Here is a 22,655-nt window from a genome sequence, read left to right on the forward strand (position 1 = left end):
GCGCCATGCGGCTCCCGTCCCTCCTTCGTCGCACGCCCTTCCGGCTGACGCTGCTGTTCCTCGCCCTGTTCGCGGCCGCGGCCAGCGCCATCCTCGCCTATGTCTATTTCGCCTCGGCCGCCGAGGCGCGCGCCAAGGCCGAGCGGGATGTCCGCGCCGAAACCCGGGTGCTGACCGGCATCTATGAGGCTCGCGGTGTCCAGGCGCTCAACGAGGCGCTGATCGACCGCACCCTGCGCGACAGCACCTACCTGTATCTGCTGACCGACCCCCGCGTCGGGATGAGCACCGGCTCCATCAGCGTCCAGCCGATCGCCGAACTCGAAGGGCCGTCGGAATGGATCACCTTTCCCTTCACCGAGACGGACGCCGACGGCCGCGTGACGCGGCCCCCGGTCCGGGGCGTCCAGATGACCCTGTCCGGCGGCGAGACCCTCTTCGTGGGCAAGTCGCTCAGCGACACCGAGGCCTATCTGGCGCGGCTGACCCAGGCGCTCTGGGGCGCGATGGGCATCGTCCTTCTGCTCGGCCTCGCCGGTGGAATCCTGGTCAGCCGAAATCTCGAGCGGTCGATGGGCAGGCTGGGCAAGGTCGCCACGGCGGTGCAGGAGGGCGACCTCAAGGCCCGCTTTCCGGTCCGGAATTCCGGCGACGAATTGGATGAGCTGGGCGCCGGGCTCAACACCATGCTGGACCGGCTGGAGGCCTCGATGGCCTCGATCCGGCACGCCGGCGACGCCATCGCCCACGACCTGCGCTCGCCGCTGACCCGCATGCGGGCCAAGCTGGAGGTGTCGCTGATCGACGCCGAGGCGGGCAAGATCGACGGCGTCGACGCCCTGCAGCTGGCCCTCGACGAGGCCGACAACCTGCTCAAAACCTTCAATACCGTGCTGGCCATCGCCCGGCTGCAGGCCGCCGCCGGCCGCACGCCCGATCCCCAGCTGTTCGACGCCGCCGACCTCGCCGCCGACATGGCCGAGCTCTACGAGCCCGCCTCCGAGGACAAGGGCCTGGACTTCTCGGCAGAGATCGAGCGCGGCCTGTTGGTCGAGGCCAACCAGCCCTTCCTCGCCCAGGCTCTCGCCAACGTCATCGACAACGCCATCAAATACACCCCGACCGGCGGTGCGGTGATGCTGCGCGCCCGGCGGCGCAGCTCGGGCGAGATCGAGTTCTCGGTCACCGACACGGGCCCCGGCGTGCCCGAGGCCGACCGCGAACGGGTCATCCAGCGCTTCGTCCGCCTCGACAACAGCCGCACCGAAGCCGGCTCCGGCCTCGGCCTGTCGCTGGTCGGCGCAGTGCTCGAAGCCCACGGCGGACGCGTCCAGCTCGATGAGGGGCCGGGCGAATACGGCGGCTTCGGTCCCGGCCTTCGGGTCGCCCTGGTCCTGCCGGCGGCCGTGGGATGATCCGGCTGGCCACGGCCGCGGACGCTCCCCGCACGCTCGAAATCTGGCGACGGGCGGTGGCGGCGACGCACGACTTCGTCTCGTCGGCCGACCTGACGCGCATCGACGGGATCGTCGCCGACTGGCTCGCGACGACCCGCCCGTGGGTTCTGGTCGACGAAACCGACACGGCGGTCGGCTTCATGGCCCTGACCGAGGCCCATGTCGACGCGCTGTTCGTCGATCCCGCACGGCACGGCGCAGGGGTGGGACGGGCCCTGATCGCGCATGCCTGCGCCCTTCACGGCGCCCTGACCGTGGACGTGAATGAGCAGAACGCCCGCGCTGCGGGGTTCTATGAGCGGCTGGGCTTCGAGCGGACAGGCCGCTCGCCGACGGACGGTCTGGGATTGCCGTATCCGCTCCTGCATATGACGTTGCGGGCATGATGGCGCTGCAGCCCTGCGGTCCGGTCGTCGACCCGGGAGCAGCCGCCCGGGCCTTCGAGCGCCTGGCCGAACCGGCCGGCGAGCAGGGCTGGTCCGGGCAGCTGGACGACGCCTGGCCCGCCCTGGCCCCGGTCTTCGCCGCCTCGCCCTATCTGCTCGGACTCGCGCGCCGTTGGCCGGACCTTCTGCGGGACCTGCTGAGGGACGGCCCGGACGAGCGGCTCAGGCGGGTCCTGGCCGCCACCGAAGCCCTCGCCGGCGGCGCTGACGACCTGCGCGCGCCGCTGCGCCGGTTGAAGGGCGAGCTCCACCTGCTGACGGCCTTGGCCGATCTGGGCGGCGTCTGGGACCTGGATCAGGTCACCGGCGCGCTCAGCCGTTTCGCCGACGCCTCCGTCAACGCCGCCCTCCGCGCCGTCACGCACGACCAGCGCGAGAGCGGCAAGCTCGTCAGCGCGGCCGACGACCCGCGCGGCCCCGTGCCCGGCCTGTTCGGCCTCGCCATGGGCAAACACGGCGCCTTCGAGCTCAACTATTCCTCCGACATCGACATCAGTCTGTTCTGGGAGCCCGACGCCCTCATTGAGGCCCTCGCCGAGGGCGTCGAGCCGCAGCGTTTCGTCGACCGGCTCGCCCAGTCGCTGGCGACCCTGATGCAGGCCCGCACCGGCGACGGCTATGTCTTCCGGGTCGACCTGCGTCTGCGGCCCGATCCATCCTCGACACCCCCCGTGGTCGCCGCCCCCAGGGCGCTCGCCTATTACGAAAGCGTCGGCCAGAACTGGGAGCGCGCAGCCTTCATCAAGGCTCGCCCCGTGCTGGGGGACCTCGGGGCCGGTCGGAGCTTCCTGGAGGCGCTCACGCCCTTCATCTGGCGGCGCAGCCTCGACTACCCCGCCATTCTCGACATCCAGTCGATCAAGAGGCAGATCCACGTTCACAAGACCGGCGAGGGGCTGGAGGCCGCGGGCGCCAACCTGAAACTCGGCCGCGGCGGCATCCGCGAGATCGAGTTCTTCGCCCAGACCCAGCAGCTGATCCTCGGAGGCCGCGACTCCGGGCTGCGCAGCCCGCGCACCGTCGACGCCCTCGCGGCCCTGCGGAACGCCGGCCACGTCGCTGCGGAGGCCTGCGCCGAGCTGACGGCCGCCTATATCGAACTGCGGGGTCTTGAGCATCGGGTGCAGATGCTCGAGGACGAACAGACCCACAGCCTGCCGCCCGACCCCGCCGCCCGCGCCCGCGTCGCCGCCCTGGCGGGGGAGGGCGACCTGGCCGACTTCGACAGGCGCGTGGAGGCCTTGCTGGTCGGTGTGAACCGGCGATACGGCGAACTGTTCGAGGGTGAGGAGGCGCTGTCGTCCCCCTATGGTTCGCTGGTCTTCACCGGTGTCGAGAACGACCCCGAGACGCTGGAGACGCTCGCCCGCATGGGCTTCTCCGATCCGGCCACCGTGGCGGATACGATCCGCAGCTGGCATCACGGCCGCATCCCGGCGACCCGCACGGCCCGGGGGCGGGAGCTGTTCACCCGCCTCGCGCCCCGCCTGCTCACTGCGCTTGCCGACACCGGGGCCGCTGACGCCGCCTTCCGCCGCTTCGCCGTCTTCTTCTCGGGCCTCAGCGGCGGGGTGCAGGTCCAGGCCCTGTTCCTCGCCCAGCCGAAGCTGTTCGACCTCGTGGTCGGGGTCATGGCTTTCGCGCCACGGCTGGCGCGGACGCTGGGCCGCTATCCCGCCGCGCTGGACAGCATGCTCGACGCCCGTTTCGCCCGCAGCATCGAGGAAGACACCGGCGTCGCCGCCCAGATGGTCGCCGACGCCGTCGCTGCGCCCGATTTCGAGACCGCCATGAACATCGTGCGCCGCGTCCACCGCGAACAGATGTTCCGCATCGGCGTCCAGACCCTGACCGGCCGGGTTGGACCCGAGGAGGCCGGCCAAGCCTACACCACGCTCGCCGACGCCTGCCTGGACGCCCTCGCTCCCGCCGCCATGGCCGAGACCATCCGCCAGGGCGGCGCCCTGCCGGCCGGTGCGGTGGCGGTGGTGGCGCTCGGCAAGGCCGGCTCGCGCGAGATGACCGCGACGTCCGACCTCGACCTGATGACCGTCTATGACGCGCCCGCCGATGCAGTCTCTGGGGGCAAGGGCTGGGCGGCCGGCGTGTTCTACTCCCGCTTCACCCAACGCCTGATCGCCGCCCTGTCGGCGCATACGGCCGAGGGCGGGCTGTACGAGGTCGACATGCGCCTGCGTCCAGGCGCGGCCAAGGGGCCGGTGTCGCTGCGCCTCCCGGCGGCTGCGGACTATTACGCCGCCGAGGCCGACACCTGGGAGTTCATGGCCCTGACCCGGGCCCGGGTCGTGTGGTCGGACGATCCGGCCTTTGGCGAGCGGGTCTCGGCCGCGCTGGAGGCGATTCTGCGCCGCCCGAGGCCGGGCGCGGATCTCGCCGCCGACGCCCGGCGCATGCGGGATCTGATGGCGCGCGAACGCTCGGGTCATGGCGACTGGGACCTGAAGCTGGCGCCCGGCGGCCAGGTGGACGCCGAGTTCGTGGCCCAGGTGCGGCAACTGAGGCGCGCCGCCGCCGGCGACCCCCTGACCGTCTCGACCCTCGAGGCCCTGGCGGACGATCCCGAGCTGGCCGCGGCCTGGCGCCTCCAGCAGGCGTTGAGCCAGATGCTGGGCGCCGCCTTCGACGACCGGCCCGACCCGGATCAGGAGCCGGAGGGCTTCCGGCTGAGGCTGGCCAAGGCGGTCGGATTCGAGGATTTCGAGGCGCTGAAGTCCGGTCTGGCTGAACGACGGGCCGCCGCCCGCGCCGCCTTCGAGGCTCTCCTGCCGCCGGTCGGCGACGGAGACTGACCGCCGGGCCGTTTCATCTCCAGACAGGGATGTGCGGGCCGCGTCGGGCGGCCGTGGAGACATCGAGATGAACAAGACTCTTCTGGTCGGCGGCCTGGCCGCCCTGACCCTCGCCGCCGCCGGGGGCGCCGCCCTCGCCCAGGCTGCGCCGGAACGCCCGCAGGTTCGCGGCATGCGCGCCGACGCAGACGGCGACCACCGCCTCAGCCAGGCCGAGTTCGTCGGTCGCCGCCTTGAGCGCCTGACCGCCGCCGACGCCGACCGGGACGGCTCCGTCACGGCCGAGGAACGCCGCGCCGCCGCCCGTGCCCGCATCGAGCGCCGTCTGGACACGCGATTCGACCGGCTCGACGCCGACGACGACGGCATGATCGGCAAGGCCGAATTCGACGCGCGCCGCGAGCACCGCGCCGAACGGGGACCGCGCCGCGCCCATCGCCGCTTCGCCGCCGGCCACGCCGGTCACGACCGCCGCATGGAGGTGCGCGGGCCGGTCGTGATCGCCGAGGCCCAGGCCCGCGCCGAAGCCGCCTTCGCGCGCCGCGACATCGACCACGACGGCTACGTCACCGTGGGCGAGCGCCGCGCCGTCCGGGCCGACCGGCGCGAGCACCGCCGCGAGCGAATGGCTGAACGCCGCGCCGCCCGCCGGGCGCAACAGGCGTCGCCTCCGGCCCCCGCTTCGGAGTAAGCAGATGACGGGCGCGGCGGTCCTCGACCATACCGGCCTTGCAGGAACGTTCGCACGAGGCCGGATGGCGACCTTCGCCGACCCCGACGAGGATCTGGTGCGCCGCGTGGGTCAGGGCGATCCCGCGGCGGTCCAGGCCATGGTCGCGCGCAAGCTGCCGCGCATGCTGGCGCTCGCCCATCGCATGCTGGGAGACGCGGCCGAGGCCGAGGACGTGGCGCAAGAGGCCCTGGTGCGGGCGTGGCGGCAGGCGCCCCGCTGGGTCGGGGGCAAGGCGAAGTTCGACACCTGGCTGCACCGGGTGGCGCTGAACCTCTGCTACGACCGCCTGCGGCGGCGGCGCGAGATTCCCACCGACGCGCCGCCGGACCGGCGCGATGAGGGCCCTGCGCCCGACCGCGGCCTGCTCGCCGCCGACGTCGGCGCCGCGGTCAACGGCGCCCTGGCGCGCTTGCCGGATCGCCAGCGCGAAGCCATCGTGCTGTGCCACTATCAGGAACTGTCGAATATCGAGGCCGCGGGGCTGATGAAGATCAGCGTCGAGGCCCTGGAAAGCCTGCTGTCGCGTGGACGGCGGGCCTTGAGACAGGCGCTGGCCGATCACCGGCCCGGCGCCGAAGGAGCATGAACGTGATGACGGCGGAACGCTTTCTCGCCCTCGTGGCCGCCTACGGCGCCGACCGGCGCCGCTGGCCCCAAGCCGAACGGCCGGCGGCGGAGGCCTTCGCGGCCGCGCACCCCGACCTGGCCGCTCCGGCCCTGGCCGAGGCTGATGCGATCGACGCCCTGCTGCATCGCTCGCCGACGCCGCAAGCCTCGATGGCCCTGCGCGACCGGGTGATCGCCGCCGCCGCTTCGGCCGGAGACCGGGTGGGCCGGTCCGGCCGGCAGTGGATCGACCGCCTGACCCTGGTCTTCGGCGCCGGCTGGGCCGCCGCCGCCTGCGCGGGCGTGGTGGCCGGCGTCATGATGACCGGCCATTTCACCGCCGACGCCCAGGCCGACGCCGTCCTCTACCAGGCGTCTCTGCTCGGCGTGGATGACACGGAGGTGCTCGGTTGAACGCCAGGACCCTGAAGATCGCCCTCGCCGCCTCGGTGGCCCTCAACCTGTTCGCCGTGGCGGCCGGCGCCACCCTGCTGGTGGGGCGGGCCAACGTCGAACACCGCCTCGACGCCCAGCAACGGGCCCCGCGCGACCGGCCGTTCCTGACCGTCGTCGAAGGGCTGGATCCCGCCGTGCGCGACCGGGTGCGCGACACGCTCCGCGCCTCCGCGCTCGCGGCTCACCCGGACTTCGAGCAGACCCGGCTGAAGCGGCGCGAGGCCGTCGCCCTGGCCCGTTCCGCGAACTTCGATCCGGCGCAGGTCTCGGCCCTTCTGGAACAGTCGCGGGTCGCCGAGCTGCGCGGCCGGGCCCGGCTGGAGGCGGACGCGGTCGCCGTGCTTGCGACCCTTGAACCTGCCGACCGCGCCGCCCTGTCGGAAATTCTCACGCGCCGTGGCCGGACCGTCGTGCGCGACAAGGGTGAGCGGGCCGCCCGCGAGGCGCCGCGGCCTCCCCGCGGCTGAGTCCGGTCGGCCTCAGGCCGCCTGCGCCTGGGTTTCAGCCGAGCGTGTCGGGCGCCGCATCGGCAGGTCGAAGCTGACCGTGGTGCCGCGTCCGGGCTCGCTCTCCAGCGTCAGGCTCCCGCCGTGCAGCTCGATCAGCGACTTGGTCAGGGCGAGCCCGAGACCGGTGCCCTGGTTGGTCTTGGAATGCTGGCCTTCGACCTGCTCGAACGGCCGCGCCAGCCGCCCCAGGTCTTCCGCGGCGATGCCGATGCCGGTGTCCGTCACCGCCACCCGCACCCGGTCGTCGTCCTCGCGCGACAGGGCGACAACGATGTCGCCGCCCTCCGGCGTAAATTTCACCGCATTGGACAGCAGGTTCAGCACCACCTGCTTCAGCCCGCGGTGATCGGCTTCGATGGTCGGCAGGTCCGGCGCGTCGACGAGCAGCTTCAGCCCCGCCTCCTCGACCCGTCCGCGTATCAGCCGCGCCGCGTCCTCGACGATCTCCTTCAGCGACACCTCCTCGTAGTGCAGCGTCAGCTTGCCGGCCTCGATCTTGGCCATGTCGAGGATGTCGTTGATCAGGCTGAGCAGGTGCTGGCCCGAGCGCAGGATGTCGGCCGCATAGCCCTTGTAACGAGGGTCGCCCAAGGCGCCGAACATCTCGCCGGCCATGATCTCCGAGAAGCCGTTGATGGCGTTCAGCGGCGTCCGCAGTTCGTGGCTCATATTGGCCAGGAACTCCGACTTGGCCTGGTTCGCCGCCTCGGCCCGGGTCATGGCGACCTCGTATTTTCGGGCCAGCAGCGACAGCTTCTCCTCGCGGTCCTCAAGCTCGGTGATGGTGACATGCAGCCGCTCGGTCGCGCGCTGGCGCTCGGCCTCCTTCTGCTTGATCGCGGTGATGTCCGCCGCCGTGACCACCGACCCGCCGTCCGAGGTGAAGCGCTCCACCAGCTGCAGCCAGCGGCCGTCGTGCAGTTCCACCTCGCGCGCGCCGGCCCGCCCGCCCGGAGCCGGCTGGTCCGACTTGATCGCCAGGGCCGCGATCCGGTTCAGGTCGGTCTTCAGGGCCCCCTTGCGGACCACGCCGGGCTCGAAGCTGAACGCATCCTGGAAGGCCTGGTTGGACAGGATCAGCCGGCCCTGCCGGTCGAACAGCACGAAGGCGTCCGAGACGCTCTCGATGCCGTCGCGCAGCCGGCCCTCCGCGGCTTGGGCATGGGCCTTTGCCCGCCGGGCCTCGGTGGTGTCCAACGCGATGCCGAGGATGGAGGTGAAGCCGTCCTCGCCCCGTTCGCCCCGCGCCTGGCCCCGGGCGTCGATCCAGCGGGCGCGGCCCTGGGCGTCCGGCACAGGGAAGCTGACCTCAAAGGTCCCGAAGGTCTCGGCCTGCCGGACCGCGTGGGTCACCGCGCCCCGGTAGCGCGGATGGATCCGCTCCATCATGACCTCGGCCGTCGTCGCCCCGGTGCGCTCCAGACCCATCAGGTCCGCCATATAGTCGGACAGCAGGATCTGCCCGCTCTCGAGGTCCCAGTCCCAGACGCCGCAGCGGGCCGCCTCGACCGCGCCCCGGAACCGGCGTTCGGACGCCGCCCATTCGCGGCTGATCCCGGCTTCCTTGCGTTGCTGCAGCAGGGCCAGCAACAGGACCAGCACGCCGATGGCGAAGGGGGCGGTCAGGACCCAGGCGTCGTCCAGCAGGGCGCCCGCGCCGACGCTGACCGGCGTCGAGGCGACGGCGATCAGGCCGGTGTCGCCGACCGCCACCGTCGTCCGCCGCACCGCGCCGTCGGCCAGCGCCAGGGTCGCGCCCTGGCCGCGGCCGTCGGCCGGGGCCCCGGCCAGGGCCAGCGCCTCTCCGGTCCCGGATCCGCCCGCCAGCAGGCTGCGCGGCCCCGACAGCACCCACAGGTCGACCCCATCCGTGGTCCGCAGCGAGGGCAGGGGGGCGCGGCCGATCAACCGGCCGCCGTTGGCCAGGTCGCCCGAAACCAGCACCGCGGCGCCGTCCGCCGCCAGCCGGGGCTTGCCCGGCGCGGACGTAAAGGCGGCCATGGGCGCGCCGGAGGCGGCCACGACGCTCCCCTCCCGCGAGACGACGGCGAAGGCGCGTCCGGGGGCGGCGATGCGGGCCTGTTCGATCGCCTGGGCGGCGCCGCCCGATCGGGCCGCCGCCCGCACGGCCGCCTCGACCGGGGCGATGCGGGTTTCCAGTTCGAGCGCCAGCAGCCGCGCCTCGCGGTCCACGGCGGCCATGCGCAACGTGTCCGCCTCCTGCCCCGGCCGGGCCATTTCTCTCGCGAACAGAAGTACATAGGCGGCGACGGCCAGGGTCACCGCGAGGATGGCGATGCGCAGCCATGCGGGCGGGCCCTTGCGCCGATCGCCGGCGCGCCGTCCTTGCTGGGTTATGCGGCGCTCGCTGCCCCGCAAGGCGCTCTCCCGGATGAATCGGCGACGAGGACCGAATCTAGGCTGCGTCGCGGATTCCTGTCGAGGCTTACTCGCCCCGCCGGCCGTTCAATTCGGGGGACGGCCGCTCAGGCGGCGCGCGACGGCGCCGGCGAGGCGGCGGCCATCTCGGGCGCGGCGAGCACGTCCTTGACGGTCTTCAGCAGGGCGCGCGCGTCGCGGGCCAGCAGCTGCATCTCGGGCGGGGCGTCCTCGGGCGCGTCATCCACCGCGGCCACCATCCGCTCGGCCAGGGCCATCAGCCTGGGCGCGGCGGCGATCAGTCGGGCCTGGAACTCGATCTGGTCCGGGTCGCGGTCGTATTCCGCCCCCGGCACGCGCCAGCCGCCCCAGTCGGCCTTGTCGGTGACCACCACCGGATAGGTGCCGGGGAAGGGATGGTGCGGCGTGTCGTCGGCGGTCTGCCACTTGTTCCGGGCCCGCATCAGCCGCCAGTTCTCGCCGATGTTGGCGGCCGGATCCTCGGCGGGCAGCAGCAGTTCGTGCCCCAGGAATTCCCGACCCAGGCCGACGTCGTAGGTGACGCGCACCGGCTCCTCGAAGCCCTTGGCCCACACCGGCTGGACCTTCTCGATCTGGGCCCAGGCGCCGACACATTCGACCCAGACCTTCTGACCCTTCTGGAACTGCGCGCGCGCCATCGGCGTCTCCCGTCGTGAACGGGCAGCATGCCTGCGCGCGGGTGAACACGTGGTTTGGCGAAAGGGTTAACGCCCCTCAGGGCCGGGAAATGTCTTCCAGGGCCTCGCCGGCGTATTTCTCCTTCACCCGCGTCGACAGGTCGCCCAGCGACACCACCCCGACCAGCCGGTCGTCCTTGTCGAGCACCGGCAGGCGTCGGATCTGCTTCGAGCCCATGGCGTCCAGCACGCTCTGCAGGTCGTCGTCGGCCCGCGCGGTGTGCGGGTCACGGGTGATATACTCCACCACCGGCGAGGTGCAGGCCGCGCCGCCGGCCACAGCGCGCACGGCGATGTCCCGGTCGGTGATCGTGCCGATCAGCCGATCGCCGTCGGCCACCGGCATGAAGCCGAAGTCGCCGCTGGCCATCCGCGTCGACACCTCCTGCAGGCTGTCGCCGGGCCGGGCGACCTGCACGTCCTTGCTCATCACGTCGCGAACTTTCATCGGTGCTCTCCTGATTGTCGGCTTGGCGACAGAACCCCCCGCCGCCGCCGCGGTTCCTGACAGCCGGACAACGAGCCCCTCAGGGTCGCGTCACCCGCGGCATGGTCAGTTGCGTTCATCACCCGGGATGGTCCCGGCACGAAAGGACGATTTCAATGAAGACCGCCATGATCCGGAAAGCCCTGCTTCCCGCGCTGGCGGCGTCCGCGGTCATGGTCTCGACCCCGGCGCTGGCCCAGAATTTCAGCGTCAGCCTCAGCTTCGGCTCGCCCGGCTACAGCCAGGGCTATGGCTACGCCCCTGGCAACCTCCACCGCCGCGCCCAGGTGCTGGCCCAGCACGTTGACCGCCTCGCCTGGAGCGGCGGCGTGCACCGGCTCCAGGCCCGGTCGATGGCCCGCGAGCTGAACCAGTACCGCCAACTCGAGTACCGCTACGCCCGCAATGGGTTGAGCCGGGCCGAATACAGCGATCTGGACCGCCGGCTGGACCGGATTCAGTATCAGCTCCAGCGCACCGCCTACCGCGCCCGCTGGTAGTCGACCGCGCATCGAAGGCCGCCCCGGCGTCGGGGCGGCCTTTCTCTTTGCGCCCGGCCCGGCTAAGCCGCACGGACCTGCCGGAGCCGTTTCATGACCACCGCCGCCGCCGAAAGCCTCGACATCCTGCGCCGTCTCGGCGTGCCGAAAACCGCCTTCGCCGACGCCGGTCTGATCACCCGTTCGCCGATCGATGGCTCGTCCGGGCTGACGGTGGCCGAGGCCGACGCCGCCGCCATCGAGGCCGCCGTCGCCCGCTCCGTCGCCGCCTTCCATCAGTGGAAGCGCATCCCCGCCCCCCGCCGCGGCGAGCTGGTCCGCCTGCTCGGCGAGGAGCTGCGCGCCTCGAAGGCCGACCTCGCCCGTCTCGTCACCCTCGAAGCCGGCAAGATCGTCTCCGAGGGCCTCGGCGAGGTTCAGGAGATGATCGACATCTGCGACTTCGGCGTGGGCCTGTCGCGCCAGCTGTACGGCCTGACCCTCGCCTCCGAGCGTCCCGGCCACCACATGCGCGAGACGTATCAGCCGCTCGGGCCGGTGCTGGTCATCTCGGCCTTCAACTTCCCGGTCGCGGTCTGGGCCTGGAACGCCTGCCTCGCCCTTGTCTGCGGCGATCCGGTGATCTGGAAGCCGTCGGAGAAGACGCCGCTGACCGCGCTGGCGACGCAGGCGATCCTCGACCGCGCCATCGCCCGTTTCGGAGACGCCCCGGACGGCCTGTCCCAGGTGGCCATCGGCGGCCGCGAGACCGGCGAAGCCCTCGCCGCCGACCCGCGCATTCCGCTGGTCTCCGCCACCGGATCGACCCGAATGGGCAAGGCCGTGGCCCGGACCGTCGCCGCCCGTCTCGGTCGCTCGCTGCTGGAGCTGGGCGGCAACAACGCCATGATCGTGACGCCCTCGGCCGAGCTCGACATGGCCGTGCGGGCCATCGCCTTCTCCGCCGTCGGCACCTGCGGCCAGCGCTGCACCAGCCTGCGCCGCCTGCTGGTCCACGAAAGCATCGCCGACGCCCTGATCGCGCGCCTCGGCGCCGCCTATGAGACCTTGCCCATCGGCGACCCGCGCGAGGACGGCGTGCTGGTGGGACCGCTGATCGACGCCGACGCCCGGCGCGGCTTCGAGGCGGCGCTGGCGCAGGCCGTGGCGCAGGGCGGCGAGGTCGTCGTCGGCGGGGATGCTCTCGACCGCGACGGCGTCTACGTCCGCCCCGCCATCGTCCGCATGCCGGCCCAGACGGCGGTGGTTGAGCACGAGACTTTCGCGCCGATCCTCTACATCCTGACCTGGTCCGACTTTGACGAGGCCGTGGCCATGCAGAACGCCGTGCCGCAGGGGCTGTCGTCTTGCGTCTTCACCGACAGCGTTCGTGAGGCCGAGCAATTCCTCTCCGCCTGGGGCTCGGACTGCGGCATCGCCAACGTCAACATCGGCCCCTCGGGCGCCGAGATCGGCGGCGCCTTCGGCGGCGAGAAGGACACCGGCGGCGGCCGCGAATCCGGCTCCGACGCGTGGAAGGCCTATATGCGCCGTCAGACCCAGACGGTGAATTTCAGCCGCGACCTGCCTCTGGCCCAGGGCGTGAAGTTCGACGTTTGAGGATCCGCCAACGCCGTCATCCTCGGGCTTGACCCGAGGATCAGACCGTCCGGTGCTCCGTCGGCGCTCCACGGTCGCACTCGCCGGGCCGTCACCGACGCATAGCCCGCCTCTCGCCTCTGATCCTCGGATCAAGTCCGAGGATGACGGAGAACATCAGTAACCTTCAGCGTCTGATCGTCCCGACTGGTCGAAATCACCCCGAAACCGTGGTCGAAATCGTCACGAACTGACCACCGACTTCAGCGCCGCCGCCAGATCGCCCTTGCCGACCACCTCGACCCCGCCCAGCCCCAGCCAGCCGGCCATCCGACGCAGTTCAGCCGCCAGCCGCTCCGGCGTCTCCGCCGTCGCATCCGGCTCGCGCCACGCCGCCTGCACCCGCAGCACGCCCGCCTGCCGGTCAGATTTCAGATCGACCCGCGCCGTGATCGCCTCGTCCTCGAGGAAGGGCAGCACATAGTAGCCGTGCGTGCGCTTGTGCGCCGGGGTGTAGATCTCCAGCCGCACCCGCGTGCCGAACAGCCGCTCGGTGCGGTCGCGGGCCCAGATCAGGTTGTCGAACGGCGACAGCAGCGCCGCCCCCGCCACCTTGCGCGGCGTCCTGGCCCCGGGCGCCAGATACACCCCCTGCCGCCAGCCCTTCACGGCGACCGGCGTCAGTTCGCCGGCCTCGACCAGCTCGGCCACCCGCGTCTTCGTCTCCGCCAGCGGCAGCCGGTAGTAGTCGCGCAGGTCCGCCATCGTCGCCACGCCCATGGCGCGCGCCGACAGCCGGACCAGCTCGCGCTGTGCGTCCGCCTCGGTCGGGGTCGGCAGATCGACGGTCCGCGCCGGCAGGGTCCGTTCAGTCAGGTCATAGACCCGCTCGAATCCCCGCCGCGTCCTGGTGGTGATCATCCCGGCCCAGAACAGCCACTCAAGGGCCCGCTTGCCGTCCGACCACGACCACCAGCCGGGCGCGCCGCGCGGGGCGTCATTGAAGTCGGCGCCCGTGACCGGCCCGCGCCGCTCGATCTCCGCCAGCACGCCGTCGATATAGTCGCGCCGCTCGCGCCCGAACCGCGAAAGGCCGGTCCACATCTCCCCGGCCTCGGCCCGCGCCATGCGCCAGCGCAGCAGCGGCTGCAGCTCCAGCGGCAGCAGCGACGCCTCGTGCCCCCAGTATTCGAACAGGCTGCGCCGCCCGCTCCAGGCTTCCGTCTCCAGCGCCTCGCGCGGATAGTCGCCCAGCCGTGAGAAGGCGGGCAGATAGTGGGTTCGTGTCACCACATTGACGCTGTCGATCTGGACCACGCCCAGTTTGCGGATGACATCCCTGACATGCTTTCGGCCGGGCGCCGCGGGGGGCGTCCGGCCGAAGCCTTGCGCGGAAAGCGCGATGCGGCGGGCAGTTTTGGGGGTGATGTGCTCGGTCACCCCCAAGTCCTACTACGGCCTTGTCTGTACCGGCATCCCCGCCGCAGCCCGGATCAACTGCACGAAGTCCGCGCGTTCGCCGTAGGGGTCCTCGCCGCGCGCGCCCTGCGCCTGTTCGAGGATGTCATCCCAGCCATAGTCCGGGCTCATCCACGGATCGTTGCGCAGCTTCTGGCCGAAGGCCGCCACCGCCAGCGCCCAGCGGGTGCTTTCCGGGGGCTGGGCCGAGACCCGTCCGGCGCCGCTGTTCGACACCACCTGCTGCATCAGCCGCGAGTCTGGCTGGCCCGGCAGCTTGTAGCGGACCTGGACGAAGCCGATCTCGCCGGCCGGGTCGCCCCCTCCGACGCCCAGCGAATTGTCGGGCCGGTTCTGGTCGTAGCGCCGCTCGGGGATTTGGCTCGGACCGCCCACCGGGGTGATCTCGTAGATCGCCGTCACCGACGCGCCGGACCCCACCTCACCCGCGTCGACGCGGTCGTTGTTGAAGTCCTCCTCGTTCAGCATCCGGGTCTCGTAGCCGATCAGCCGGTATTCCGAGACGCGCGCCGGGTTGAACTCGACCTGGATCTTGACGTCGTCGGCGATCGGGAAGGCGCCCCGGTCGAAGGCGGGGCCGAACAGGCGGCGCGCTTCCTCGAGGTTGTTGACATAGGCCGCCGTGCCGTTGCCGGCCTGCGCGATGGTCTGCATGCGGGCGTCCTGGTAGTTGCCGCGCCCGTAGCCGTAGACCGACAGATAGATGCCCGTCTCGCGCTTGGCGGCGACGTAGTCTTCCAGCCGCTGGTCGTTGGTGACGCCGACGTTGAAGTCGCCGTCGGTGAACATCAGGATGCGGTTGACCTTGTCACGCCCGAAGGCGGCCTCCGCCTGGGCGTAGGCGTTGACCATGCCCTGGGCCCCGGCGGTCGAGCCGCCCGCGTTCAGGGCCTCGACGGCGCAGCGCAGCTTCAGCTTCTGGTCGCCCGGGGTCGGTCCCACGGCGGTGCCCACGTCGGAGGCGTAATAGGTCACCGCCACCCGGTCCTGCGGCCGCAGACGGTCGATGATCAGGTTCATCGACGCCTTGGCCAGATCGAGCTTGTCCGGAGACATCATCGAGCCCGACACATCCACCATGAAGGTCAGGTTCAACGGCCGCCGCTGGCTCTCGGGCAACTCATAGCCCTGCAGCGCCACGTGCACGATCTGACGGCCTTCGGACCATGGCGAAGCCGCCACGGCGGTGGTGATGGCGAACGGCTCCGACGCCGACCGCGGCCGCTCGTAGCCGTAGTCGAAGAAGTTGATCATCTCCTCGACCCGCACGGCGTCCGGAGGCGGCATGCGGCCCTCCTCGAGGAAGCGGCGCACGTTCGAATAGCTGGCCGTGTCGACGTCGATCGAGAAGGTCGAGACCGGCTCGTCGGCCACGCGCCTGACGGGGTTCGGCGTGGCGTCGGGATAGCGTTCGGTGTCCGGCGCAACCATCCCGGGCTGGGCGATGCGGTTCCCGCTGACCACGACCTGCTGCACCGGGGCGGGCGCGAAGAGCGCTGCCCGGTCCTCACTCGCCGTCGATGCGACAGGCGGCGGGGGCGGCGGCGGCGGCGGAGCCATCGGGGGAGGCGGCGGCGGGGGCGGAGGCGGACCATAGCCCCGCGCGGCGATCCGGTTTCCGGCGCCGGCGTATTCATCACGCGTCGAAGCGAGCTCGATGCCGACGGCGCGGCAGTTCTCGGGCGACACCACGCCGTCGCGCGCGAGGTTCTGCCGGCTCGCCGCGTGCACCGGCGCGGGCGCCATCGGCGCCGCCAGCGAGACCGCCAGCACGGCGGCCAGACTGCGTCTCAAGGGGTGGTTCGTCATCAGCGTCGCTCCCTGTCAGTGCCGGTTCTGCACGGCGCCATCCTCGGCGCAAAGCCGTGGCGGGTCGTCTGACGAAGCCTGACTTCGGCCAGCCTGCCGGGCTGGCGCTCACCCGCCCCGCACCCCACTATCAACGGCAAGGCTGACGGGGCATCGAAAATGGCGGAACCGACGAGCGGACTGGACCTTGGCCATGTGGCCGCCCTGCTCGCCGCCGGCGTGATCGCGGTGCCGGTGTTCCGCCGGCTCGGCCTGGGCTCGGTGCTCGGCTATCTGGCGGCGGGCCTGGCGATCGGGCCGTTCGGCTTCGGCCTGTTCGCCGAGCCCGAGGTGATCCTGCACGTCGCGGAGTTCGGCGTCGTCATCTTCCTGTTCATCATCGGCCTTGAGATGCGCCCGTCCCGGCTGTGGAAGCTGAAGCGGGACATCTTCGGCCTCGGCGCGGCCCAGGTCGTCGCCGCCAGCGCCCTGCTGACCCTGACCGGCATGGCCGCGGGCCTGTCGGTGCCGGTCGCCTTCGTCGCCGCCGCCGGCTTCGTGCTCAGCTCCACCGCCGTGATCATGCAGACGCTCGATGAGCGGGGCGAGCTGGGCTCCGGCAAGGGGCAGCGGGCGGTGTCGATCCTGCTGCTGGAGGACATCGCCATCGTGCCGCTGCTGGCCGTCGTCGCCGTCATGGCGGGCGCCATGGGACTGGGCGGCGAAACGGCTCCGCCGCTGTGGCGCACGCTCGGCCTGGCCGTCGGCGCGGTCGCGGTCGTCTTCCTCGCCGGTCGCTACCTGATGAACCCGGTGTTCCGCATCCTCGCCCGCTACGGCGGTCGCGAGGTGATGACCGCCGCCGCCCTGCTGGTCGTCGCCGGCGCCGCCTGGCTGATGGACATGGGCGGCCTGTCGATGGCCATGGGCGCCTTCCTGGCCGGCGTCCTGCTGTCCGAGTCGGTGTTCCGCCACCAGCTCGAGGCCGACGTCGAGCCGTTTCGCGCCATCCTGCTGGGCCTGTTCTTCCTCAGCGTCGGCATGTCCCTGGACGTCGGCGTGGTCATCGACCGCTGGCAGGTGATCCTCGGCGGCGTGATCGCCTTCATGGCGGTGAAGGCGGTGGCCATCTACGCCGTCGCCCGCCTGTTCCGACACGGCGAGCGCGAGGCGGTCGAGCGCGCGGCCCTGTTCGCCCAGGGCGGCGAGTTCGCCTTCGTGCTCTACGCCGCGGCCCTGTCGGTCGGCATCTTCGACGCCCGCGTCTCGGCCTCGATGACGGCCATCGTCATCCTGTCGATGGTCCTGACGCCCCTCACGACCATGGCGGTTGGCCGCTTCATGCCCGCATCGACGCTCGACCCGGACAAGGCGGACGGCGTGGACCGGGCGGCGGGACTGCGCGAGCGGGTGCTGATCATCGGCTTCGGCCGCTTCGCCCAGGTCGTGTCGCAGCCGCTGCTGGCCCGCGACGTCGACGTGTCGATCATCGACACCGACGTCGAGATGATCCAGGCCGCCGGCAATTTCGGCTTCAAGGTCTTCTACGGCGACGGTTCGCGCCTCGACGTGCTCCGCGCCTCCGGCGCCGAATCCGCCGAGACCATCCTCGTCTGCGTCGACAGGCAGGAAACCGCCGACCGCATAGTCGAACTGGTCAAGTCCGAGTTCCCGCTGACCAAATTATTCGTCCGCGCCTACGACCGCGGCCACGCCATCCGCCTCGTCCAGGCCGGGGTGGAGTACCAGATGCGCGAACTGTTCGAGAGCGCCCTGGTGTTCGGCGAGCAGGTGCTGATCGACCTCGGCTTCAGCGCCGAGGAGGCGCGCGAGACCATCGCCGACGTCCGCCGCCGCGACGAGGAGCGGTTCTCGCTCCAGCTGGTCGAGGGCATCCAGGCGGGACGTTCGCTGATGCGCGGCAACATCCGCACCACCCGCCCCGAGCCCTACGTCAAGCCGCGCCGCGAAGGCCGGGCCCTCAACGAGGAGGCGGCCGAGGCGCTGGAAGAGGACGAGGAACGCGAAAAGGCCGGCGCCTGATCGGCGCCGGCCCTCGTATCCGCGACGGGGTGGTTACATCCCCGCCTTGAGCTGCTCCGCCTGGCGCAGGTGGGCCTCGATCTTCGGCGCCACCGAGCGGGCGTGCGCGGCCAGCGGCGAGTCCTCGTTGGAGAAGCCGCGGTGCAGGGTCAGGGCCTCGTTGTGCGCCGCGATCTGCTGGTCGATGTAGGTGCGGTCGAAATTCTCGGCCGAGGCCGAGCGCAGGTTGTCGATCAGCCCCTGCCGCCGCTCGTCCAGATCGGCCGGCGGCGTCACGTTCGGCGCGGCCTGCGGCAGCATGCCCTTCATGGCGTTGGAGGCGGCGGTGTGATCGGTCTTGATCATCGTCGCCAGCTCCTTGACCTGGGCGTTCTGCGACCGCTGCAGGGCGATGTCGGCGGCTTGGATCTCGTACATGTCGCCCATGGCGGCGTTCGGCACATAGGCCGACACCATGTTGGCGCCCATGGTCGCGGCCGAGGTCTGTCCGACCGGACCCGCGGCGGCGTCCTGCACCTTGTCGACGGCTTCCGGGCTCTGTTCCTGGTTGCAGCCGGCGAGCAGGGCGACGCAGGCGACGCCGGCGAGAAGTGGTCTGATCATGGGAATTCCTCCTTGAGTCCCGATGAACCGTAGCCAATGCCAAAGGTTCCCAAGGTCGCCTCGCGCCCGACTTCGGTGTAGAAGCGCCGCCCGATGGACCGCCGCCTCTCGATCGCCCCGATGATGGACTGGACCGACCGGCACTGCCGGGCGTTCCATCGCGCCCTCACGTCCCGGGCCCTGCTCTACACCGAGATGGTCACCGCCCCGGCCGTGATCCACGGCGACCGCGAGCGGCTGCTCGGCTTCGATGCGGTCGAGCATCCGGTGGCGCTGCAGCTCGGCGGCTCCGATGCGGATCAACTGGCCGAGGCGGCGCGCATCGGCGAGGCCTTCGGCTACGACGAGATCAACCTGAATGTCGGCTGCCCGTCCGACCGGGTCCAGTCCGGGCGCTTCGGCGCCTGCCTTATGCGCGAGCCGCCGCTGGTCGCCGACTGCATGGCCGCGATCAAGGGCGCGGTCAGCGTCCCGGCCACGGTGAAATGCCGCATCGGCGTCGACGACCAGGATCCTGAGGTGGCGCTGTTCGAGACCGTCGACGCCTGCGCCGCCGTCGGGATCGACGTCTTCATCGTCCACGCCCGCAAGGCCTGGCTGCAGGGTCTGTCGCCCAAGGAGAACCGCGACGTCCCCCCGCTGGACTACGCCCTGGTGCGCCGGCTGAAGCGGGAGCGGCCCCACCTGTCGATCAGCATCAACGGCGGCATCGCCTCGCTGGACGAGGCCGAGGCGCATCTCGACCCGGGCGACGGCGTACAGCTGGACGGGGTCATGCTGGGCCGCGCCGCCTACCACGAGCCCGCCATCCTCGGCCAAGCCGATCGCCGCCTGTTCGGGGCCGCCACGCCGGATATCGACGCCTTCGAGGCCATCCGGCGCTACCGCCCGTACATGGAGGCCCGGCTGGACGAGGGCGTGCACCTGCCGGCCATGACCCGGCACATGCTGGGGCTGATGCATGGCCGTCCCGGCGCCCGCGCCTTCCGCCGCATCCTCACGGTCGAGGCCGTCCGGCCCGGTGCCGGGATGGAGGTGGTCGACCGGGCCGTCGACGCCGTGCGCGAGGCCGAGGCCCGGACGGAGCTGCGCACCCAGGCCGCCTGACGCGGTTTCGTGATGCAACGGAAACACACCGGTCCCGGTTGTCGCCCGTTTACCCTTTCGCCCGGGAACACAGCGGCGCCGCTTCGCATTCGGCTTGGCAGGAGAGCCCTATGCCGAAAAGCCCGCCGTCCAAGCCCGATCTGCGCCTCGTCCCCGGCGACGCGGAAATCTACGACCTTATGCGCACCCCGGAGACCACCACCGAGCGCGTCAAACGGCTGCAGCTCGAGGCCCGCGCCCTGGCCGTCGAACAGGTCGAGGCGCTCGAGCGGGTGCTGCTGGAGGCCTCCCGCATGGCGAAGGAGATCGCCGACGGCGGCGACGCCTACCCGGTCGGGGCGCGCGAACTGGCGGGGCGGCTGTCCGCCGACCTTCCGGCCAAGGCCGAGACCCTGAAGGCCATCGTCAGCCGCGTCCTCTAGGCGGTCCGCGTCGTCCGGGCCTCCCGGATACGGCGCGCCAGCCGGAATACGACCACCGCCAGCACCAGCAGCACCAGCGGGATGACGATCGGCGCCAGGAAGGCGACGATTACGGTGAAGAAGGCCAGCACGTCCTCGATGAAGGACACCACCGGATTGCCCAGCCCGCCCGTCGTCGCGGTCGATCCGACCCTCACGCCGGTCTGGGCCGCGTTGAAGGCGAGGGCGGCCGGGGCGCCGACGATCAGGCCAGCCACCGCAGCCATGGCCGGATCGACGGCCCAGAACACGCTGCCTGCCGCTATGGCGCCGGCGACGGGCCGGGTGACATAGCCGATCGCGTTCAGGGCGTGATCGATGGCCGGGACCTTGTCGCCGAGGAACTCCGCCGTGGTGGCCACGCCCAGCGCCGCAATGGCCGGCCAAGAGACCAGCCAGTCCATCTGGTCGATCAGGCGCACGCCGAACATCTCGAAGCGCGCCGCCAGCGCCAGCATCAGCAGCGGCAGGAAGGTGCGCAGCCCGGTCGCCGAGGCCAGACCCAGCCCCAGCAGGGCGGGCAGCACCCAGACCTGCATGGGCCCCGTCGCCGCACCCAGCGCCTCCAGATCGACCTCGGGCATCGCCGCCTCCTTGAACCGCACAGCTACAATGCGCGGGAACACCCGGGCGCTCCATCGACTTTCCGGTCATCCCCGAAACAGGAGCCCCGACCATGGACGACCGCTTCGAAAACCGCGCCGACCGCATCGCCGACCAGGAGCGGAAGATTCAGGCGGAGATCGACGCCAGGGCTTCGGAAGGCGGCGGCTCGGAGAAGGAGGGCGCGGTCCAGGCGGGCGCCCGCAAATATCCCGAACCGCCCTTCCCCGAGCAGCACCAGCGCAAACCGGGCGACGAGGCCGCGCTCGACCCGGCGCCGATGTATGACGCGCCGTTCTGGAAGGGTTCGGGCAAGCTGGAGGGGATGGCGGCGATCATCACCGGCGCCGACTCCGGCATCGGCCGAGCCGTGGCAGTCCTGTTCGCCCGCGAGGGCTGCGACGTCGCCATCTGCCACCTCGACGAGGAACGGGACGCCGAGGCTGCGAAGGCCGCGGTGGAGGCCGAGGGCCGCCGCGCTATCGTCCTGAAAGGCGACGCCGCCGATCCCGCCTTCTCGGAAGCGGCGGTGAAGGCGACCCTCGACGCCTTCGGCCGTCTCGATGTCGTGGTGCCCAACGCCGCCTTCCAGGAGCATGTCGAGGCGCTGGAGGACCTGACCCTCGAGCATTTCGACCGTACGCTGAAGACCAACCTCTACGGCTATTTCAACCTGGTGAAGGCGGCGGTTCCGCACATGAAGAGCGGCGGCTCCATCGTCATGACCGGGTCGGTGACCGGCATCATGGGCAATGACAACCTGCTCGACTATTCGATGACCAAGGGCGGCATCCACGCCTTCGCCCGCTCTCTGGGCACGCACCTCGCGCCCAAGGGCATCCGGGTCAACGTCGTCGCGCCGGGTCCGGTCTGGACGCCGCTCAATCCGGCGGACCAGCCGGCGGAGAAGGTCGCGAAATTCGGCTCGCAGACGGTGATGAAGCGTCCGGCCCAGCCCGAGGAGATCGCGCCCGCCTTCGTCTTCTTCGCCTCGCCCCAGTGCTCCAGCTACATCACCGGCGAAATCCTGCCGATCATCGGCGGCTACGGCGGCGGCTGACCGGCGCCGGCCTCAGGCGACCACGTCGTCGTACTGCCGGTTCCGTTTCAGCCAGACCACGGCGTAGCTGCACCGGGGGGCCAGCTTCAGCCCCTCGGCCCGGGCGTGTTCAGCCAGCGATTGCATGAAGGCGCCCGCCGCGCCCGTGCCTCTCAGCGCAGGGTCGGCCTCGACGTGCAGGATGATACGGGTGTCGCCCTGGACGGCGTAGTCCGCATGCACCGTGCGGGTCTGGCCCTCGGGGTCGGTGAAGCCCTGCTCATACCGCTGCTGACCCAGAACGTCGCGGAGGTCAGTCATCTGCAAAGGCTCCCTGCTCGAATGTCGGCCTTCCGACATTGCGGCAACACCAAGGGGCGCCTCTCGTTCCCCGGCGAGCGCCGGTCGCCGGCGATTGGCGCACACCTGTCGCGTCGGCGCCTCAGGGCGCCCGATCGCCCAGCAGCGCGATCAGCCCGAAGATGCTCTTCACGGTGAACCAGACCATCAGCAGGAACAGCGCGCCCCAGAACAGGAACAGGAACGGGATGCCGATCACGATCACCGACAGCGCCAGGCTGATCAGCCACAGGACGGAGAAGACGATCGTCCACATCAAGGTCGACCAGAACAGCCGGATCTGGGCGTCGATGTGCTGCCGCGCGACCCCTGTCGCGCCGCCGCGGGCGACATAGGCCACGACCAGGCCGATCGGCACGAGCAGGGCGACGCTTGGAATCGACAGGATGTAGAGCGCCCAGGTGACAAGCGCCGCGACCTTGCCGTCGTCGGAATGGCCCGACCCGAAGCGGGGGCGCTCCTCGTGAGGCGGGGTGCTCATGGCGCGGCTCC

General features: G+C 71.3%; 22 protein-coding genes. 13 read left to right on the forward strand and 9 right to left on the reverse strand.

Going from position 1 to position 22,655, the window contains the following annotated elements; genetic code table 11:
- The first annotated feature begins 5 nt into the window (after window positions 1–5).
- The 7 genes from VEA98_RS14005 to VEA98_RS14035 all read left to right on the forward strand — a co-directional run bounded on the left by VEA98_RS14005 (window position 6) and on the right by VEA98_RS14035 (window position 6,975).
- A complete protein-coding gene (locus VEA98_RS14005) occupies window positions 6–1,415 on the forward strand; it encodes a HAMP domain-containing sensor histidine kinase (protein WP_324815680.1) in 1,410 nt (469 codons plus the stop codon).
- Window positions 1,412–1,843: an acetyltransferase gene (locus tag VEA98_RS14010; RefSeq protein ID WP_324815682.1), complete on the forward strand. Its 432-nt coding sequence runs from the start codon at window positions 1,412–1,414 to the stop codon at window positions 1,841–1,843. Before VEA98_RS14005 ends, VEA98_RS14010 begins: the two co-directional genes overlap by 4 nt.
- On the forward strand, window positions 1,840–4,713 hold the full coding sequence (locus VEA98_RS14015) for a bifunctional [glutamine synthetase] adenylyltransferase/[glutamine synthetase]-adenylyl-L-tyrosine phosphorylase (protein ID WP_324815684.1): 2,874 nt from the start codon (window positions 1,840–1,842) through the stop codon (window positions 4,711–4,713). The genes VEA98_RS14010 and VEA98_RS14015 overlap by 4 nt, the downstream gene beginning before the upstream one ends.
- 67 nt (window positions 4,714–4,780) lie before the next feature.
- Entirely contained in the window at window positions 4,781–5,404 is a 624-nt protein-coding gene (locus VEA98_RS14020; protein WP_324815686.1) for an EF-hand domain-containing protein, read from the forward strand.
- 64 nt (window positions 5,405–5,468) lie between these two features.
- A complete protein-coding gene (locus VEA98_RS14025) occupies window positions 5,469–6,032 on the forward strand; it encodes an RNA polymerase sigma factor (RefSeq protein WP_324815930.1) in 564 nt (187 codons plus the stop codon).
- A complete protein-coding gene (locus VEA98_RS14030) occupies window positions 6,029–6,466 on the forward strand; it encodes a hypothetical protein (RefSeq protein ID WP_324815689.1) in 438 nt (145 codons plus the stop codon). Before VEA98_RS14025 ends, VEA98_RS14030 begins: the two co-directional genes overlap by 4 nt.
- Window positions 6,463–6,975 carry a periplasmic heavy metal sensor gene (locus VEA98_RS14035; RefSeq protein ID WP_324815691.1) on the forward strand — a complete coding sequence of 171 codons (513 nt, stop codon included), beginning with the start codon at window positions 6,463–6,465 and terminating at the stop codon, window positions 6,973–6,975. The genes VEA98_RS14030 and VEA98_RS14035 overlap by 4 nt, the downstream gene beginning before the upstream one ends.
- 12 nt (window positions 6,976–6,987) lie before the next feature.
- On the opposite strand, the gene VEA98_RS14040 is transcribed toward VEA98_RS14035, so the two are convergent.
- From VEA98_RS14040 to VEA98_RS14050, 3 genes are all read right to left on the reverse strand, one after another.
- Window positions 6,988–9,396, reverse strand: coding sequence for a sensor histidine kinase (locus VEA98_RS14040; RefSeq protein ID WP_324815693.1), 2,409 nt, complete (start codon window positions 9,394–9,396; stop codon window positions 6,988–6,990).
- Window positions 9,397–9,503: 107 nt separating this feature from the next.
- Window positions 9,504–10,076 (reverse strand): hypothetical protein, encoded by a 573-nt coding sequence (locus tag VEA98_RS14045; RefSeq protein WP_324815696.1) that lies wholly within the window; start codon window positions 10,074–10,076, stop codon window positions 9,504–9,506.
- Window positions 10,077–10,152: 76 nt separating this feature from the next.
- Window positions 10,153–10,563 carry a CBS domain-containing protein gene (locus tag VEA98_RS14050; protein ID WP_324815698.1) on the reverse strand — a complete coding sequence of 137 codons (411 nt, stop codon included), beginning with the start codon at window positions 10,561–10,563 and terminating at the stop codon, window positions 10,153–10,155.
- A gap of 167 nt (window positions 10,564–10,730) precedes the next feature.
- Between VEA98_RS14050 and VEA98_RS14055 the strand changes: the two genes are divergently transcribed.
- Together VEA98_RS14055 and VEA98_RS14060 are read left to right on the forward strand one after the other, a co-directional pair.
- Window positions 10,731–11,102 (forward strand): hypothetical protein, encoded by a 372-nt coding sequence (locus tag VEA98_RS14055; RefSeq protein ID WP_324815701.1) that lies wholly within the window; start codon window positions 10,731–10,733, stop codon window positions 11,100–11,102.
- Between the two features lie 93 nt (window positions 11,103–11,195).
- Window positions 11,196–12,701, forward strand: a complete 1,506-nt coding sequence (locus VEA98_RS14060; protein ID WP_324815703.1) for an aldehyde dehydrogenase family protein — start codon at window positions 11,196–11,198, stop codon at window positions 12,699–12,701.
- A gap of 222 nt (window positions 12,702–12,923) precedes the next feature.
- Here VEA98_RS14060 and VEA98_RS14065 read toward each other — a convergent pair whose 3' ends face one another.
- Both VEA98_RS14065 and VEA98_RS14070 read right to left on the reverse strand, forming a co-directional pair.
- Window positions 12,924–14,120: a winged helix-turn-helix domain-containing protein gene (locus tag VEA98_RS14065; protein WP_324815706.1), complete on the reverse strand. Its 1,197-nt coding sequence runs from the start codon at window positions 14,118–14,120 to the stop codon at window positions 12,924–12,926.
- Window positions 14,121–14,132: 12 nt separating this feature from the next.
- Window positions 14,133–15,968 carry a VWA domain-containing protein gene (locus tag VEA98_RS14070; protein WP_324815708.1) on the reverse strand — a complete coding sequence of 612 codons (1,836 nt, stop codon included), beginning with the start codon at window positions 15,966–15,968 and terminating at the stop codon, window positions 14,133–14,135.
- Between the two features lie 159 nt (window positions 15,969–16,127).
- Between VEA98_RS14070 and VEA98_RS14075 the strand changes: the two genes are divergently transcribed.
- Window positions 16,128–17,990 (forward strand): monovalent cation:proton antiporter-2 (CPA2) family protein, encoded by a 1,863-nt coding sequence (locus VEA98_RS14075; protein WP_324815710.1) that lies wholly within the window; start codon window positions 16,128–16,130, stop codon window positions 17,988–17,990.
- A 33-nt stretch (window positions 17,991–18,023) separates the two neighbouring features.
- Here the strand turns inward: VEA98_RS14075 and VEA98_RS14080 are convergent, their stop codons facing one another.
- Window positions 18,024–18,593, reverse strand: a complete 570-nt coding sequence (locus VEA98_RS14080; protein WP_324815713.1) for a DUF4142 domain-containing protein — start codon at window positions 18,591–18,593, stop codon at window positions 18,024–18,026.
- 93 nt (window positions 18,594–18,686) lie between these two features.
- On the opposite strand from VEA98_RS14080, the gene dusA reads away from it, so the two are divergent.
- Both dusA and VEA98_RS14090 read left to right on the forward strand, forming a co-directional pair.
- Complete coding sequence (gene dusA / locus VEA98_RS14085) at window positions 18,687–19,700, forward strand: tRNA dihydrouridine(20/20a) synthase DusA (protein WP_324815716.1); 1,014 nt, start codon at window positions 18,687–18,689, stop codon at window positions 19,698–19,700.
- A 110-nt stretch (window positions 19,701–19,810) separates the two neighbouring features.
- Complete coding sequence (locus tag VEA98_RS14090) at window positions 19,811–20,122, forward strand: hypothetical protein (protein ID WP_324815719.1); 312 nt, start codon at window positions 19,811–19,813, stop codon at window positions 20,120–20,122.
- Here the strand turns inward: VEA98_RS14090 and VEA98_RS14095 are convergent.
- Complete coding sequence (locus VEA98_RS14095) at window positions 20,119–20,787, reverse strand: DUF4126 domain-containing protein (protein WP_324815721.1); 669 nt, start codon at window positions 20,785–20,787, stop codon at window positions 20,119–20,121. The two genes, VEA98_RS14090 and VEA98_RS14095, sit on opposite strands and share 4 nt — an antisense overlap.
- A 50-nt stretch (window positions 20,788–20,837) precedes the next feature.
- On the opposite strand from VEA98_RS14095, the gene VEA98_RS14100 reads away from it, so the two are divergent.
- Complete coding sequence (locus tag VEA98_RS14100) at window positions 20,838–21,824, forward strand: SDR family oxidoreductase (RefSeq protein WP_324815724.1); 987 nt, start codon at window positions 20,838–20,840, stop codon at window positions 21,822–21,824.
- A gap of 12 nt (window positions 21,825–21,836) precedes the next feature.
- On the opposite strand, the gene VEA98_RS14105 is transcribed toward VEA98_RS14100, so the two are convergent.
- Both VEA98_RS14105 and VEA98_RS14110 read right to left on the reverse strand, forming a co-directional pair.
- Complete coding sequence (locus VEA98_RS14105; protein ID WP_324815727.1) at window positions 21,837–22,124, reverse strand: GNAT family N-acetyltransferase; 288 nt, start codon at window positions 22,122–22,124, stop codon at window positions 21,837–21,839.
- Between the two features lie 121 nt (window positions 22,125–22,245).
- Entirely contained in the window at window positions 22,246–22,644 is a 399-nt protein-coding gene (locus tag VEA98_RS14110; RefSeq protein ID WP_324815729.1) for a hypothetical protein, read from the reverse strand.
- Window positions 22,645–22,655: the final 11 nt, after the last annotated feature.

This window comes from Brevundimonas sp. (genome assembly GCF_035627055.1).
In the GTDB taxonomy this organism is placed as follows: domain Bacteria; phylum Pseudomonadota; class Alphaproteobacteria; order Caulobacterales; family Caulobacteraceae; genus Brevundimonas.

What these genes read in the sequence shown, in the direction of transcription:
- VEA98_RS14055 (WP_324815701.1), top strand. Translation starts at nt 10,731, where the DNA reads ATGATCCGGAAAGCCCTGCTTCCCGCGCTGGCGGCGTCCGCGGTCATG.
- VEA98_RS14020 (WP_324815686.1), top strand. Translation starts at nt 4,781, where the DNA reads ATGAACAAGACTCTTCTGGTCGGCGGCCTGGCCGCCCTGACCCTCGCC.
- VEA98_RS14045 (WP_324815696.1), bottom strand. Translation starts at nt 10,076, where the DNA reads ATGGCGCGCGCGCAGTTCCAGAAGGGTCAGAAGGTCTGGGTCGAATGT.
- VEA98_RS14110 (WP_324815729.1), bottom strand. Translation starts at nt 22,644, where the DNA reads ATGAGCACCCCGCCTCACGAGGAGCGCCCCCGCTTCGGGTCGGGCCAT.
- VEA98_RS14070 (WP_324815708.1), bottom strand. Translation starts at nt 15,968, where the DNA reads ATGACGAACCACCCCTTGAGACGCAGTCTGGCCGCCGTGCTGGCGGTC.
- VEA98_RS14030 (WP_324815689.1), top strand. Translation starts at nt 6,029, where the DNA reads ATGAACGTGATGACGGCGGAACGCTTTCTCGCCCTCGTGGCCGCCTAC.
- VEA98_RS14100 (WP_324815724.1), top strand. Translation starts at nt 20,838, where the DNA reads ATGGACGACCGCTTCGAAAACCGCGCCGACCGCATCGCCGACCAGGAG.
- VEA98_RS14105 (WP_324815727.1), bottom strand. Translation starts at nt 22,124, where the DNA reads ATGACTGACCTCCGCGACGTTCTGGGTCAGCAGCGGTATGAGCAGGGC.
- VEA98_RS14025 (WP_324815930.1), top strand. Translation starts at nt 5,469, where the DNA reads ATGGCGACCTTCGCCGACCCCGACGAGGATCTGGTGCGCCGCGTGGGT.
- VEA98_RS14015 (WP_324815684.1), top strand. Translation starts at nt 1,840, where the DNA reads ATGATGGCGCTGCAGCCCTGCGGTCCGGTCGTCGACCCGGGAGCAGCC.
- VEA98_RS14050 (WP_324815698.1), bottom strand. Translation starts at nt 10,563, where the DNA reads ATGAAAGTTCGCGACGTGATGAGCAAGGACGTGCAGGTCGCCCGGCCC.
- VEA98_RS14010 (WP_324815682.1), top strand. Translation starts at nt 1,412, where the DNA reads ATGATCCGGCTGGCCACGGCCGCGGACGCTCCCCGCACGCTCGAAATC.
- VEA98_RS14090 (WP_324815719.1), top strand. Translation starts at nt 19,811, where the DNA reads ATGCCGAAAAGCCCGCCGTCCAAGCCCGATCTGCGCCTCGTCCCCGGC.
- VEA98_RS14060 (WP_324815703.1), top strand. Translation starts at nt 11,196, where the DNA reads ATGACCACCGCCGCCGCCGAAAGCCTCGACATCCTGCGCCGTCTCGGC.
- dusA (WP_324815716.1), top strand. Translation starts at nt 18,687, where the DNA reads ATGGACCGCCGCCTCTCGATCGCCCCGATGATGGACTGGACCGACCGG.
- VEA98_RS14005 (WP_324815680.1), top strand. Translation starts at nt 6, where the DNA reads ATGCGGCTCCCGTCCCTCCTTCGTCGCACGCCCTTCCGGCTGACGCTG.
- VEA98_RS14075 (WP_324815710.1), top strand. Translation starts at nt 16,128, where the DNA reads ATGGCGGAACCGACGAGCGGACTGGACCTTGGCCATGTGGCCGCCCTG.
- VEA98_RS14080 (WP_324815713.1), bottom strand. Translation starts at nt 18,593, where the DNA reads ATGATCAGACCACTTCTCGCCGGCGTCGCCTGCGTCGCCCTGCTCGCC.